We start from the raw sequence: 15,395 nt of genomic DNA on the forward strand, positions 1-15,395 counted from the left end.
CAACGCTTTCGCTGTTCAGTTTTCAAAGAGCATTTTTTGTCGAACGTTTTATATCTTATCACGTTCGTTATTTGCGAGTCAAGAAGTTTTTTATCGAATCTCGTTTTCTTTTCTCGCATTTTGTCGTCGTTCTTGGCGACAAGAAATAATCTATCACATATAAAATTCTAAATCAAGAGTAATTTTAAAAGTTTTTTTATCGGCAAACGAGAAACAGCTAAAATATCGCGATACGAAAGGAAAAAGAGCGAGAATACTATCTCACTCTTTTTCAAATAGTAGGAGCCAGTCCTGCGCCCATCGCCAATCATTCCAGGAAGATGAGCAAGCTGCCGCTAGCGAAAAAGAAACAAGGGAACTATTCCTTTACTCGCTGGTAAAACTCTTCGCGCAGCAGTCCCATCATAATAGTGTCGTAATACTGCCCATCTACATATTCATTTTGGCGCAGTCGCCCTTCTATCACAAAGCCTGTTTTTTCATAGGCGCGAATGGCACGCATATTTCCGCTCCACGTATCCAACTGCACCCGATTCAAGTTCAGCTTGGAAAAGAGGAAGTCGAGCAAGAGGCGCAACGTATCTGTACCGTAGCCTTTGCTCCAATACTCTTTCGCCATGATCGCAATACCAATTGTGGCTGTCCGCGTAATCGGATTCACATCTCGGTAATCACAATTGCCGATGTGCTCTCCGTCCAACGTACAGACAGAGAATACAAAACTCTTAAATTTATCATCCGGCCGTGAAGCACGAACGTTTTCCTCATACATGGCTCGTAGTGATTCGAGCGAAACATAACTATAGGTTACCAGGCTTGAGCCCGCTGCCCATTTGGCCGCCTCTTCATCGTTGCGCCACTGGAACAGTCTCTCCATATCCTCAGCAATAACTGGTCGTAATTGCACTAAATTCCCTTTGATCATTAAGTATCCTACCCTTCGATTGGTGTTTGAAAATAGAGTCTCTTTGATTTGAAGTGAACTTGAATTTGTTCATGGTCACCACACCTTTCGAAGTAAGATACCGATTATTCTAACAAAATAACCACGCTCTGGAAACAGAGGTGGTTATTACTTTATGGGTTAACGACGCCTCTGGAGCTCCGTCAGCACTTCATCCAGCGGCAGCTTTTGCTCCCGTAACAAAACCATCAAGTGAAAGATCAGATCTGAGGCCTCATACCGCAGCTCCTCACGACTTCGATTTTTCGCTGCAATAATGACCTCGGCTGCCTCTTCTCCGACCTTTTTCAGGATTTTGTCTACGCCTTTTTCGAACAAGTAGGTGGTGTAGGAGCCTTCCGGACGCTCTGCCTCCCGCGCAGCAATCAGTTCTTCGAGCTCACTCAGGATCGCAAACCGATCTGTTTGTACTGACTCATTATCTGTATTGGAGAGAACTTCCTGCGAGAAACAGCTGTACACTCCCGTATGACAAGCAGGCCCATTCGGCTCGACCATCACAACCAGTGCATCTCCGTCGCAATCATACCGCATAGAGACGATCCGCTGTGTATGTCCCGAGGTCTCACCCTTGTGCCACAATTGTTGTCGGGAACGACTCCAAAACCATGTTTCTTTGGTCGCCAATGACTTTTGTAGCGATTCTTCATTCATATAGGCAAGCGTCAAGACTGCCTTGCTTCCGGCATCCTGCACGATGACAGGAATCAAACCCTTTTCATCAAAACGCAAATTTTCCAATGCAAACGCTTCTGCTCCTGTCATGGTCGTACGACAACTCCTTTGGTTTGCAAATACTCTTTCACCGATTGAATCGACGTCTCATCATAGTGAAAAATGGAAGCAGCCAACGCGGCATCTGCCTTTCCTTGCGTCAGCACATCGTAAAAATGCTCCCTCGAGCCCGCTCCACCAGAAGCAATGACCGGAATCCCGACCTCTTCTGATACCCACTTGGTCAATTCGAGTCCAAAGCCTTTCTTTTCCCCATCGTCGTCCATGCTGGTCAAAAGGATTTCGCCCGCTCCCAACGCTTCTGCCTCCTGTGCCCAACGGATGACGTCCCTCCCCGTCGCATTCCGTCCACCGTGAGTATACACTTCCCAGCGATCTTCCCCGACACTTCTCGCGTCAATCGCCACGACAATACATTGTGAACCGAAGACCGTCGCTCCCTCGCGGATTAATTCCGGACGCAAAACAGCCGCTGTATTCAACGAGATTTTGTCCGCGCCCGCACGCAATATCCTTTTCATATCGTCGACGCTGTTAATGCCACCACCGACCGTGAAAGGAATCGTAATGTTTGCAGCCGTTTTTTCGATGACATCCACCATCGTCTTGCGCCCTTCGTGGGACGCAGAAATATCGAGAAAAATCAGCTCGTCTGCTCTCTCCTCGCTATACTTTTTTGCCAGTTCAACCGGGTCTCCTGCATCGCGAAGTCCGACGAACTGCACACCTTTTACCACCCGTCCATCTTTTACATCGAGACACGGGATGATTCGTTTAGCCAGCATTCGCTTCACGCCCCTCCATACGCTGGAGCGCTTCTTCCAATGTAAAAGCGTCCGTGTAGAGTGCTTTTCCGACAATGGCGCCAGAGACTCCGCCCGAAGCATGGGCAGCCAACGTCAACAAATCGTCCAGTTGGCTGACGCCTCCCGAGGCAATCACCGATTTACCTGTAGCCATCGCCAACGCTGCAATTTCTTCTACATTAGGTCCTGTCATCGTGCCATCACGGGCGATATCGGTGTAAATAAACGTCTCAGCGCCATACGTAACCAACCGCTTGGCAAGCTCTGTCGCTTGCACATCTGTCGTGGTCAACCAGCCTCTGGTAGCCACCAGCCCATTCCGGCAGTCCAGACCGATCGCAATCTTGTCTCCATCGTTTTGAAGAATTCGCTTCGTAAAAGGCTCGTCTTCGATAGCAGCAGTCCCGACGATCACTCGCGCAACACCCGCTTCCAAATAGTCCGCGATCTGCTCTTCTGTTCGAATGCCGCCTCCAACCTGCACGGGTACAGGGATCGAGCGCGCTATTTCTTTGATGAGCGCTGCATTTGCAGGCTTGCCTTCCTTTGCTCCGTCCAAATCTACGAGATGAACCCAGGACGCTCCTTGCTCTACCCAGCGCTTCGCCATCGCTAGCGGTGAATCAGCGTACACTGTCTCTTGCCCGTAATCTCCTTGAAAAAGCCGAACACACTTGCCACCGCGAATATCGATCGCCGGATAAACGATAAAGCTCATGTCAAAACCCCCTCGCATTGAACGGCAAAGTTACGCAGCAGCAGCATTCCTGTCTCTCCGCTCTTTTCCGGATGAAACTGCATACCGTATACGTTGTCACGATTCACAATGGCTGTGACCTCCTGGTGATAGTCACTCGTCGCAAGCAAGACATCAGGCTCGCACAAGACATGATACGAATGGACAAAATAGACGTAATCGCCATCCTGCACACCGTTTAGTAACGGTTGCTTTTGCTTGATCATCAGTTGGTTCCACCCCATGTGCGGTACCTTGTAATCACCGCGAAAACGAATAACCTCACCACCGAGCAGCCCCAAGCCCGTATGCTCGCCATGCTCCGCACTTTTCTCAAATAAAAGCTGCATGCCGAGACAAATGCCCAAGATCGGACGACCTGATGCTGCGTATCCCTTAATCGCTTGCTCTAATCCAAGCTCACGTATGTTGGCGATAGCATCCCCGAACGCCCCGACTCCAGGCAAAATCACCCCGCTATATTCTTGCAGACGCTCTGCTTGAGAGACGAACTCGTACGAATAGCCCAGCCTTTCCAACGCCTTGCTCAAGCTGTACAGATTCCCCATGCCGTAATCGATGATGCCGATCATGTTACAAAACCCCTTTTGTGGACGGGACCCCTTTTACACGCGGATCGATCGTCGTCGCTTCATCCAGTGCCCGGCCCAGCGCTTTGAAAATCGCCTCGATCATGTGGTGTGTATTGTGACCGTAATGCAGGATCACATGCAGATTGATCCGCGCCTCCAGCGCAAGTTTCCATAAAAATTCATGTACCAGCTCCGTCGGAAACTGACCAACCATATTCGTAGGGTACGTAGCGCGATATTCCAGATGAGGACGGTTGCTGATATCAATAACGACCTGCGCGAGCGCGTCATCCATCGGGACAAACGCATTTCCATAACGCTTGATGCCTTTCTTGTCTCCCAAGGCTTCCCGCAGAGCATGCCCAAGACAAATCCCGATATCCTCCACTGTGTGATGATAGTCGATTTCGATATCTCCCTTTGCCTTGACAGTCAGGTCAAAATGTCCGTGTCGCGTAAACAGGTCTAGCATATGATCCAGAAATGGAACACACGAATTTTGCTTGCTCTCACCTGCGCCGTCTACACCAAAGGAAAGCGCGATCTGCGTCTCATTCGTATTACGCTCGATCTGTGCTGCACGTTGTTTCCCTTCACTCATCTCTTTTCACTCTCCTGCTCTTCGGTCTCAAAATCTCGCAATCGCGCAAGGATCGCTCGACCGTGCCCAGACAATCCTTCCTGCTCTGCCAGTGCCACAATTTTATGTCCATTTTCCCGCAAATCTCGCTTGCTGTAGGAAACAACACTCGACTTCTTGATAAAATCGTCGACGGATAATGGCGAGGAAAAACGCGCCGTTCCATTCGTAGGAATCACATGATTGGTACCGGCAAAATAATCGCCGACTGGCTCTGAGCTGTATGGGCCGAGGAAAATCGCACCTGCATTTTCTACTTTGCCGAGATGCTCAAACGGCTCCGCCAGCATGATTTCCAAATGCTCGGGTGCAATCCGGTTGATGACGGCAAATCCTTCGTTCAAATCATCGACGAGTAAAATAGCGCCGTAGTCGCGTATCGCCGCTTCCGCAATCGATTTGCGTGGGAGATCGGCAAGCTGCCGCTCAACTTCCTGTGACACCTGCTCCGCCAACGCTTGCGATGTCGTAACCAATATAGCGGCTGACATCGGATCATGCTCGGCTTGAGACAGCAGGTCTGCCGCAACATATCGCGGGTTGGCCGTCTCATCTGCGATCACCGCAATTTCACTAGGACCTGCCACCATGTCGATACTGACCAATCCGAAAACTTCTCGCTTTGCCAGTGCCACGAAAATATTACCGGGCCCAACGATCTTATCGACTGCTTTGATTTGCTCCGTTCCATAGGTCAATGCCGCGATCGCCTGGGCCCCACCTACCTTGTATATCTCGGTCACACCTGCAATTTGGGCAGCAACGAGTATCGCAGGGTTGATTTTCCCATCCGCTCCTGGTGGTGTCGTCATGACGACTTGTGGAACACCTGCGATTTTGGCAGGGATGGCATTCATCAATACACTGGAAGGATAAGCTGCCGTTCCGCCTGGTACATACAATCCAACTCGCTGCAATGGACGTATCAGTTGGCCCAGCAATGTGCCACTCTCTTTGGTGCTAAACCAGGACTGACGCACTTGTCGCTCGTGAAACGCCCGAATATTATCGGCTGCTTCCTTCAATGCCGCTTTGACTTGTGGAGAAACGAGATCACTTGCTTCTGCAAATTCGTCTTCGCTCACACGGAAATTTTGCAGAAACACACGATCAAATCGTTCCGTGTAATAGCGCAGCGCTTCGTCCCCTTGCTGGCGAACCGAGGTGAGGATCGCCTTCACTACGTCTTGTTGTTCTCTCGTCCCTGCGTCTACCGATCGTTTTCCGTCATACTGGCTGGCTGACATGATACGCATGGTTGTCTCCCCTTTTTCTCTAGTTCCCGCGAGGAATGACCTCTAAAAATTTTCCGGCGATCTCGTCCACCGCTTCACTTTTCATCCGATAGCTGGCTCGATTGGCAATCAGCCTCGTCGTTATTTCACAAATGCTCTCCAGTTCGACCAAGCCATTTTCCCGCAATGTCCTACCTGTCGAAACAATATCCACAATCCGATCAGCCAGCCCAATCATCGGGGCAAGCTCTACTGAACCATTCAGTTTGATTACCTCAACCTGCTGTCCCTGCTCACGAAAATAACGTGACGCAATCTTCGGATATTTCGTTGCAACACGCAGGGCTTCCGTCGGTTTCCAGTCTGGCAGACCCGCTACCATCATGCGACAATAGCCGATATGCAAATCCAACAGCTCGTAAACATCTCGTTCTTCTTCCAATAAAACATCCTTGCCGACCACGCCAACGTCAGCCACCCCATACTCGACATAAGTAGGAACATCGGTAGGCTTCGCCATAATGAATTCAAGCTTGGCATTTTCCACAGGGATGATCAGTTTACGAGAATCTTGCAGATCCGCAGTGACCTGCAAGCCAGCCTGCTGGAGGAAATGGACAGCCTCTTCAAAAATCCGTCCTTTTGGCATGGCGATCGTCAGCTTTTGGTCGTTTTTCGTGAGTGCCATCTCCTACTCCTCCTGTTGTGTCATGCAAATGACCTTGGTATATCCCGCTTCTTGTCCAACCTGTTCCTCATCTATTTTGGAAACGAGACGTGTCACCACCACGAGCCCGTTCTCACGTAATTGCTGTGCTTCTGCCAAAGCGGCGCCGCGGCAATCCTCGGTGTAAACAAGCAAAACTCGCGTAGGTGTATGCTCTTTTACGAAAGGAGTGACCTGAAGCAGTCGATCCATCTTGATCGCAAAGCCTGTAGCGGATGCCGCACGCCCAAATTGGGAGAGCAATTGATCGTAGCGTCCTCCGCCCAATAGCGGGGAGCCCAAATCTGCCGCGTACCCTTCGAAAACGACGCCTGTGTAGTAGTTCAAATTGATGATCAGATTGAAATCGATCAACAAATCTTCCGTCACCCCGTAGGCTTCTAACGACTGCCACAAGGAAGCAATCGTCTCGACTGCCCTCCCTGCTTTTCCGTTGCCAGCCAGTTCGCGAGCGGCCTCAATCTTCCCTTTTCCCCCTTGCAGGCGTAGCAAGGCTTCCAATCGGCTTTTCGCCTCCAGAGGGATGTCTACTGTCGCGAGTAGTTGCCGGAAGCCAACGAAGTCCCGTTCGTACAAAAACTGGCGGAATTGATTGCGAATAGGCTCATCCTCAATCTCTTCCTCCAAAAGACCGTCTACGAAGTCGACATGCCCAATCGCAATACGAAACGTCTCCACACCCGCTGCCCTCAAGCAAAACACAGCAAGCGCGATGGCTTCCGCATCCGCATCGACAGACGCATCTCCGATCAGCTCGATCCCGGTTTGGGAAAACTCCGCATTCCGTCCCGCTTCCTTTTCTTGTGCCCGAAACACATTTGCCTGGTAATACAACCGAATCGGCAATGGAACATCTTTATAAAGGGAGGAAACAACCCTTGCAATTGGCGTTGTCATATCCGGACGCAGGACTACGGTGTGGCCTTGTTTATCCAGGAGGCGAAACATCCGGTCTGTGAGTGTCGCACTTGCTGCTCCTACCGTATCGAAGTATTCCAGAGAGGGTGTGGATATTTCGTCATAACCCCATCTCTCGATACACTTACGCAGCTCCCGCTCCAAGCGCCGTTGTTTCGCCAGTGATTCCGGCAGTATGTCCCGCATCCCGAGCGGCTTTTCGAATCCCAAGGGTTTTGCCATCCTTGTTCCCTCCATCACATTCGCTTTACTATGCTAATATGGTAACAAACTAAAGTGTTATGAAGAAGATTACCACGTCGAGAATCTTAGGTCAACCAAGATGAGAATAGTCGGAAAATTTCACACAAAACAAAAAACCGCCAGGATAAACACCTGACGGCTGATTAAAAGGGAAGAGACGCTACATGCCTTCTTCTTCTGAAGCTTTCGTTCGAATGAGCTGCATGGGATTCCCACCTACAAAGGCGCCAGGCGGGACATCTTTATGAACAACTGTTCCCGCTGCGACAATGGCCCCTTTGCCAATCGTTACCCCAGGCAAAATGGTAGTGTTGGCCCCCACCAGGACTGCATCCTCAATAATCACTTCTCCCAAACGGTATTCATCTATCAAATATTCATGGGCGAGTATCGTCGTATTGTACCCGATCACGCAATTACGGCCGATCTTGATTTTCTCGGGAAACATGATATCCATCATCACCATCAACGCAACTGCACTATGCTGCCCTACTTCCATACGCAAAAATGTGCGGTACATCCAGTTCTTCCACGAAACGATCGGCGTATATCTGGAGAGCTGGATGACGATAAAATTTTTCATGACTTTCCAGAAGCTTACCGTTTGATACATGTGCCAAAGCGGGTTTACCCCATTTACGGGATAACGTGTTGTCTTCCTCATATGCGTCTCTTTCTCCTACAAGTCAGAATCGGCATCTTCTAAAATGGCATTCGACTGTTTTCGTGTGAAGTGCATCGCAGCGTTGTAGCCCATCCGTTTCAGACGGAAGTTCATCGCTGCAACCTCAATGATGACTGCCAAATTTCGTCCTGGTCGAACAGGAACGGTAATAATCGGAATTTCGGTATCCATGATCTTCAATGTTTCCTCATCGAGTCCCAACCGCTCGTACATTTTATGTGGCTCCCACAGCTCTAGCTGAACAACCATCTCGATGTTCTTTACATTGCGCACGGCACCTGCACCAAACATCGTCATAATGTTGATAATCCCCACTCCGCGGATTTCCAAGAGATGCTGAATCAGCTCAGGAGCGCTACCGCTTAGCTGCCCGCCCTGTGTCTGCTTAATCTCCACGGCGTCATCTGCTACGAGTCGGTGTCCGCGCTTTACAAGCTCAAGTGCAGCCTCACTCTTCCCGATCCCGCTCGATCCCATAATCAAAACGCCGACGCCGTAAATGTCTGTGAGTACCCCATGAATCGTCGTCGTTGGTGCAAGACGATTCTCCAGGAAGTTGGTCACTTTCCCGACTAGCGTCGTCGTTGCCAGCGGGGACTGAAGTACAGGTACCCCCAAGCGATTGGAAACATCAATCATCTCTTCAGGCACCATCTGATTACGGGTCACACAGAAGCAAGGAACCTGACTTTGCATGAGAAAATTCATCCGTTCCAGCCGTTCCTCTGGAGTAAGCGTTTGAAAAAAGTTGATTTCCGTCAAGCCGAACAATTGAATCCGCTCTTCCGCATAGTAAGAGTAGTAACCGGCTAACTGTAGGCCGGGACGACTCAAATCCGTTACGGTAATCTCACGCCCCAAGCCCTCTTCCCCGCTCAAGATCGTCATATTGAAATGATCCACTAAATGGCTCACATTCGTCTTACGCATGAAGCTTCCCCCTCACATGGGATTTTCCGTCCCTATGGTTGTGTCTCTATTGTATCGAAACCTTTGTACCTACGACAACCTAATAAGACCGACCATCCTGATTAGACAAAAACCCCGCGACTCGTTTGAGAGAATACGGGGCTTTTTCGAACATACTACCTCTTTTCTTTTTTCATCCCTACCACAACTTCAATGAGGTAGCCAAAAATACTCATCAGTGCTGCTGCCACGATGACAGTGCCAATGTTGTCAGGCCATGGCCCCACTTCAAAGCCGTCAATAAAGTAGGCAGTCAACGCAAACGTCACGGCATTAATGACAAACCAGAACAAGCCGATCGTCAATACTTGCAAGGGAAAAGTAAAAAACAGCAGAATCGGCCGAATCACTGTGTTCACCATCCCCAAAATCAACGTAGCCCATAGTGCTACAGTGAAATTCGCGACATAAATGGAATGGAACCAATTGCTGATCAAAAGCAGCGCAGCCCCATTTAAAAGCATTTTGATTATCCAGCGGCTCATGGTGCATTCCCCCTATACAGTCTAGCCTTCGCGCAACGACTATCGAACCCCCGTTACTTCCCATTCCCATTGCTCAAAAAACGTTGTCATGAATCGATGCCTGTCATCGGCGATTTTCTGGGCAGTCTTGGTGAAAAGCTTGTCTTTGATGCGCTGCAGCTTCCACGTGTATTCCTTATAAGGTGTATGCTGATTGGGGTCATCCGATTGTATGGGTTGCCCAATAACCCCAGTATAAGCAAAAACCCGGGCCACTCCAATAGCCCCAATCGAATCCAGCTTGTCGGCATCAAACAGGATCTTTTCTTCCAAGGTATGTGGAGGTCGTTCTTTGCGAAAACGATGGGCGAGAATTGCAGACTGTACACGTGAGATGAATGCTTCCGTCATACTGCGTTCGGCGAGCCATTCCCCTGCTAGTCTTGCACTGATTTCGGCATGGCACTCGCCTGTTTGCCGTTCTTCTGCTCTCCCGATGTCATGCAGCAATGCAGCGAGGCGCAGCACTTCCATATCTGCCCCTTCCTCGCGGCCAATTCGCTCACACATCGCCATGACACGCAAATTATGCTGCCAATCGTGAGCAGGATCTTGTCCATCAAAGCACTTCTGTGCTTCGCCCACCAGGTCGGCAGGTAGTACGGCAAGAGAAGCCTTCACGTAATCCATCTTTTCCTCCCCCTTTGCGTCCACCTAGCAAAGACGCCCCCCTGAATCAGGGAGGCTGTCTCTCGATTACTTCGAAACGAATTGCTCTAGCTTGGCATTCGTCCGTTCTCTATCACGTTCCAAAATCGGCTTCAAATAGATACCCGTATAAGAGCCTTCCATCTTCGCCACTTCTTCCGGTGTTCCCGTTCCGACAATTTCTCCGCCACGGGTACCACCCTCAGGCCCCAAATCTACGATGTAATCAACCGTTTTGATCACATCGAGATTGTGCTCGATGACCAGCACTGTATCGCCGTTTTCTACCAATCGTTGCAGCACCTTCAGCAAACGATCGATATCATCCGTATGCAGACCGGTTGTCGGCTCATCCAAAATGTACAAGGTACGTCCTGTGCTGCGTCGATACAGCTCGGAGGCAAGCTTGACGCGTTGTGCTTCCCCGCCAGAGAGCGTGGTAGCAGGCTGCCCAAGTTTCATATATCCCAGTCCTACGTCTACGATGGTCTGCAGCTTGCGCTCAATCTTCGGCAAATTGCGGAAAAACTCTACCCCGTCCTCGATCGTCATTTCCAAGACATCAGCAATGCTCTTGCCTTTGTATTTCACATCGAGCGTCTCGCGGTTGTAGCGCTTGCCGTGGCAAACTTCGCAAGGCACATACACATCCGGCAAGAAGTGCATCTCGATTTTAATAATCCCGTCACCGCTGCACGCTTCACAACGGCCGCCCTTGACGTTAAAGCTGAAGCGACCTTTTTTATAGCCGCGCACTTTGGCTTCGTTGGTGGAAGCAAACAGGTCGCGAATATCGTCAAAGACACCTGTATATGTCGCCGGATTGGAACGTGGTGTACGTCCAATTGGAGATTGGTCGATGTCGATTACCTTGTCCAAATGCTCCAATCCCAGGATGCGGCGATGCTCACCTGGCTTCACCTTTGCCTTATTTAAATCGCGAGCCAGTGTCTTTTGCAAAATTTCATTGATCAGCGTACTTTTTCCTGAACCAGATACACCTGTTACGGCAACAAAAACACCTAAAGGAAGCTTCGCAGTAACGTTTTTCAGGTTGTTTTCCTTCGCGCCCTCAATCTTGATCCATTTGTCCGAAGGCTTGCGACGCTCCATCGGAACAGGGATGAATTTGCGCCCGCTCAAATAAGCGCCGGTCAAGGAGTTAGGGTCCTCCATGACTTCTTCCGGAGTCCCTGCCGCTACGATTTGACCGCCATGTATGCCAGCTCCCGGTCCAATATCGATAATATAATCGCAGGCCATCATCGTATCCTCGTCATGCTCGACGACGATCAATGTATTCCCCAGCTTGGTCATATGCTCCAACGTCTTGATCAGACGCGCGTTATCCCGCTGGTGCAGTCCGATACTCGGCTCATCCAAAATGTAGAGAACGCCCATCAGACTAGAACCGATCTGCGTAGCCAGTCGAATCCGCTGCGCTTCTCCCCCGGACAGTGTTCCCGCCGCACGGCTCAGCGTCAAGTAATCCAGTCCGACATCAATCAAGAAGTTCAGTCGCGCCTTGATTTCTTTTACGATCAGGTTCGCGATCTTCGTTTCCCGCTCTGTCAGTTCCAGCCCATCGACAAACTGATGTGCATCGAGAATCGACAGCGTAGTCAGCTCGGAAATGCTGCGCTCTCCGACCTTTACCGCCAAGCTCTCCTGACGCAAACGTTGGCCTTTGCAGACAGGACAAGCCTTTTGGCTCATAAATCCTTCGATTTGCTCGCGGATGTAATCCGAGCTCGTCTCCAGATGACGTCGTTGCAGGTTGATGACGACACCTTCAAACGGTACGACCGCCTCGCGCACTTGCCCGAACTCGTTCTCATAGCGGAAGTGAATTTTTTCGCCCTCACTGCCGTACATCAGGATTTGTCGGTGCGCTGCAGTAAGCTCCTCATATGGCACATCCATCCGAATGTTAAAGTGGCGGCAAGCTGATTCCAACAATTGTTGATAGTACGTCGAAGTCTTCGGCTCCCATGCGCCAATCGCCCCGTCATCAAGCGTCTTCGTCACATCGGGCACGACCATATCCGGATCTACCTCTAGCTTGACACCCAGTCCATCACACTCCGAGCAAGCACCAAACGGGCTGTTAAAGGAGAAAATCCGCGGCTCCAGCTCCCCGATGGAGAATCCGCATACCGGGCAAGCATGTTTTTCACTGAACAGCAGCTCCTCTTGCTCCATCACATCGACGATGACCTTGCCATCTGCTAAACGAAGTGCCGTTTCCAAGGAGTCTGCGAGACGCGCCTGTACATCCGGCTTCACAACGACCCGGTCCACAACAACTTCGATGTTATGCTTCTTGTTCTTTTCCAGTTTGATGTCTTCGGACAGATCGGTAATTTCACCATTGACCCGCACACGGACGAAGCCTTGCTTGCGGATGTCCTCGAGCAGCTTGACGTGCTCTCCCTTGCGTCCTTGCACCATGGGAGCTAGAATCTGCATTTTCGTGCGCTCAGGATACTCCAATAGGCGATCGACCATTTGTTCAATGGTCTGGGACTGGATCTCGATGCCATGCTCCGGGCAAACCGCTCTACCGACACGCGCATACAAAAGGCGCAAATAGTCGTAGATTTCCGTAACCGTACCTACCGTGGAGCGAGGGTTGCGGCTCGTCGTTTTCTGGTCAATCGAGATCGCAGGGGACAGTCCCTCAATCGAATCCACGTCCGGCTTGTCCATTTGCCCGAGAAATTGACGGGCGTATGCAGACAGAGACTCGACATAGCGTCGTTGTCCCTCTGCGTAAATCGTGTCAAAAGCAAGCGAGGATTTACCCGAGCCAGACAAACCCGTCAGAACGACGAATTTGTCCCTCGGAATGACTACATCAACATTTTTCAGGTTATGGGCACGTGCACCCTTTACGACAATATGTTCTAATGGCATGAAAAAAACCTCTCCTTAGAGTTCCGCCTTCAGCTCAAGAATCAAATCACGCAATTCTGCCGCACGCTCGAACATGAGGTTGCGTGCCGCTTCCTTCATTTCTTCTTCCATACGTTCTATAACAGCCACGCGATCCTTCTTCGGCATTTTCTTGAAGTCTGCATGTGGCAAGTAATCCGCTTTTTCCTCCGCTACCTTGGTCGCCTCGATCACTTCGCGGACGGACTTTTTCACGGTTTGCGGCGTGATGCCGTGCTCTTCATTGTAAGCCATCTGAATGGAACGACGACGCTCTGTCTCCCGGATCGCAGAGGTCATCGAATCTGTCATTTTATCCGCGTACATGATAACGCGTCCCTCTGCGTTCCGCGCAGCCCGACCAATCGTCTGAATCAGCGAGCGCTCATTACGCAGGAAGCCTTCCTTGTCCGCATCCAATATCGCTACGAGCGATACTTCCGGCAAGTCCAAGCCTTCCCGCAAGAGGTTGATCCCGACCAGCACGTCAAACTCACCCAAACGCAACGAACGTAAAATTTGCATCCGCTCAATCGTTTTAATATCCGAGTGAAGATAGCGGACCTTGATTCCGATTTCTTTCAGATAGTCCGTCAAATCCTCAGACATTTTCTTCGTCAGAGTCGTGACGAGAACCCGCTCATTTTTCGCAATCGTGGCTTGAATTTCGCCAATCAAATCGTCAATCTGTCCCTTGATCGGACGTACCGTTACCGTCGGGTCAATCAAGCCTGTCGGACGAATCACCTGCTGCACCATTTCCGGGCTGTGCTCCAGCTCATAAGGTCCAGGTGTAGCTGAAATGTAAATCGCTTGTTTCAGCTTTCCTTCAAACTCTTCGAACTTGAGTGGGCGGTTATCGCGAGCAGAAGGCAGACGGAATCCGTGCTCGACCAGTACATCCTTCCGTGCGCGGTCACCGTTATACATCCCCCGAACCTGCGGCAAGGTCATATGCGACTCATCCATCATGACGATAAAATCCTCTGGGAAGTAATCCAGCAAGGTATATGGAGCATGCCCGGCAGGCAGTCCTGTCAGATGGCGCGAGTAGTTCTCAATACCGGAGCAAAAGCCCATCTCCATCATCATCTCAATATCGTACCGTGTGCGTTGCTCCAGTCGCTGTGCTTCCAGGAGCTTGCCCGCATCACGGAATTCTTTCAGTCTTTCTTCCAGCTCGGCCTCAATGCTTTGGACAGCCAGCTTCATTTTCTCCTCACGCGTCACATAGTGAGATTTAGGGAAGATGGCAATGTGATCACGCTGTCCCAAAATCTCGCCGGTCAGTACGTCAATCGAAGTAATCCGCTCAATTTCATCTCCAAAAAACTCAACGCGAATCGCCTGCTCACTCTCCGAGGCAGGGAAAATCTCCACGACGTCACCCCGCACACGGAAGGTACCGCGCGTGAAGTTGATGTCGTTGCGTGTGTACTGGATATCGACCAGACGATGCAAAATCTCGTCCCGTCCTGTTTCCATGCCAACACGTAAAGACAAGAGCAGCTCCCGATACTCCTCGGGCGAACCCAATCCGTAAATACAGGAGACGGAGGCAACGATGATCACATCTCGGCGTTCAAACAACGCACTGGTAGCGGAGTGACGGAGCTTGTCGATCTCGTCGTTAATGCTCGAGTCTTTTTCAATAAACGTATCCGATTGGGGAATGTATGCTTCGGGTTGATAGTAATCGTAGTAGCTGACGAAGTATTCCACCGCGTTGTTCGGGAAAAACTCCTTAAACTCTGCACAAAGCTGCGCGGCCAGAGTTTTGTTGTGTGCCATCACGAGTGTTGGCCTGTTCACCTGAGCAATTACCTGGGCAGCCGTAAAAGTCTTTCCCGTTCCCGTCGCACCCAGCAATGTCTGGTGTCGCTTGCCAGCCTTTAACCCTGCCACCAGCTCGGCAATGGCGGTCGGCTGGTCACCGGATGGTTGAAACTCCGATACCAATTCAAAACGCTCCATTCCCTCGTTCATCTCCTCATAGCATGACTGTTTCTACTTCCATTATAACACAATTTCGGCTAGT

General features: G+C 50.4%; 15 protein-coding genes. All 15 read right to left on the bottom strand.

The window, feature by feature from the left end; all coding sequences use genetic code 11:
• Positions 1-358: 358 nt before the first annotated feature.
• Complete coding sequence (locus HP568_RS20340; RefSeq protein ID WP_309142231.1) at positions 359-907, bottom strand: GNAT family N-acetyltransferase; 549 nt, start codon at positions 905-907, stop codon at positions 359-361.
• Between the two features lie 177 nt (positions 908-1,084).
• Entirely contained in the window at positions 1,085-1,729 is a 645-nt protein-coding gene (gene hisIE / locus HP568_RS20345; protein ID WP_173630063.1) for a bifunctional phosphoribosyl-AMP cyclohydrolase/phosphoribosyl-ATP diphosphatase HisIE, read from the bottom strand.
• The gene (gene hisF, locus HP568_RS20350) at positions 1,726-2,484 is read right to left on the bottom strand and encodes an imidazole glycerol phosphate synthase subunit HisF (RefSeq protein WP_173630064.1); all 759 of its coding nucleotides are present in this window, start codon (positions 2,482-2,484) and stop codon (positions 1,726-1,728) included. Before hisF ends, hisIE begins: the two co-directional genes overlap by 4 nt.
• Positions 2,474-3,223 (bottom strand): 1-(5-phosphoribosyl)-5-[(5-phosphoribosylamino)methylideneamino]imidazole-4-carboxamide isomerase, encoded by a 750-nt coding sequence (gene hisA, locus HP568_RS20355; protein ID WP_173630065.1) that lies wholly within the window; start codon positions 3,221-3,223, stop codon positions 2,474-2,476. The genes hisF and hisA overlap by 11 nt, the downstream gene beginning before the upstream one ends.
• On the bottom strand, positions 3,220-3,834 hold the full coding sequence (hisH, locus tag HP568_RS20360; protein WP_173630066.1) for an imidazole glycerol phosphate synthase subunit HisH: 615 nt from the start codon (positions 3,832-3,834) through the stop codon (positions 3,220-3,222). Before hisH ends, hisA begins: the two co-directional genes overlap by 4 nt.
• Before the next feature lies 1 nt (position 3,835).
• Positions 3,836-4,435: an imidazoleglycerol-phosphate dehydratase HisB gene (gene hisB, locus HP568_RS20365; protein ID WP_173630067.1), complete on the bottom strand. Its 600-nt coding sequence runs from the start codon at positions 4,433-4,435 to the stop codon at positions 3,836-3,838.
• Positions 4,432-5,730, bottom strand: coding sequence for a histidinol dehydrogenase (hisD, locus tag HP568_RS20370; RefSeq protein WP_173630068.1), 1,299 nt, complete (start codon positions 5,728-5,730; stop codon positions 4,432-4,434). The genes hisB and hisD overlap by 4 nt, the downstream gene beginning before the upstream one ends.
• Before the next feature lie 19 nt (positions 5,731-5,749).
• Positions 5,750-6,397: an ATP phosphoribosyltransferase gene (gene hisG / locus HP568_RS20375; RefSeq protein WP_007718296.1), complete on the bottom strand. Its 648-nt coding sequence runs from the start codon at positions 6,395-6,397 to the stop codon at positions 5,750-5,752.
• Between the two features lie 3 nt (positions 6,398-6,400).
• On the bottom strand, positions 6,401-7,576 hold the full coding sequence (locus HP568_RS20380; RefSeq protein WP_048034977.1) for an ATP phosphoribosyltransferase regulatory subunit: 1,176 nt from the start codon (positions 7,574-7,576) through the stop codon (positions 6,401-6,403).
• A 181-nt stretch (positions 7,577-7,757) separates the two neighbouring features.
• The gene (locus HP568_RS20385) at positions 7,758-8,261 is read right to left on the bottom strand and encodes an acyltransferase (RefSeq protein ID WP_048034978.1); all 504 of its coding nucleotides are present in this window, start codon (positions 8,259-8,261) and stop codon (positions 7,758-7,760) included.
• Positions 8,262-8,276: 15 nt separating this feature from the next.
• Positions 8,277-9,212: an HPr(Ser) kinase/phosphatase gene (hprK, locus tag HP568_RS20390; RefSeq protein ID WP_007718288.1), complete on the bottom strand. Its 936-nt coding sequence runs from the start codon at positions 9,210-9,212 to the stop codon at positions 8,277-8,279.
• Between the two features lie 155 nt (positions 9,213-9,367).
• Entirely contained in the window at positions 9,368-9,736 is a 369-nt protein-coding gene (locus tag HP568_RS20395) for a phage holin family protein (protein WP_047069714.1), read from the bottom strand.
• Positions 9,737-9,775: 39 nt separating this feature from the next.
• Positions 9,776-10,405, bottom strand: coding sequence for an HD domain-containing protein (locus HP568_RS20400; protein ID WP_173630069.1), 630 nt, complete (start codon positions 10,403-10,405; stop codon positions 9,776-9,778).
• A 66-nt stretch (positions 10,406-10,471) separates the two neighbouring features.
• Positions 10,472-13,339 carry an excinuclease ABC subunit UvrA gene (gene uvrA, locus HP568_RS20405; protein WP_048034980.1) on the bottom strand — a complete coding sequence of 956 codons (2,868 nt, stop codon included), beginning with the start codon at positions 13,337-13,339 and terminating at the stop codon, positions 10,472-10,474.
• Positions 13,340-13,354: 15 nt separating this feature from the next.
• Positions 13,355-15,331, bottom strand: coding sequence for an excinuclease ABC subunit UvrB (uvrB, locus tag HP568_RS20410; protein WP_048034981.1), 1,977 nt, complete (start codon positions 15,329-15,331; stop codon positions 13,355-13,357).
• Between the last annotated feature and the right edge of the window lie 64 nt (positions 15,332-15,395).

The sequence above is a fragment of the Brevibacillus sp. MS2.2 genome (assembly GCF_013284345.1).
Taxonomy (GTDB): domain Bacteria; phylum Bacillota; class Bacilli; order Brevibacillales; family Brevibacillaceae; genus Brevibacillus; species Brevibacillus brevis_C.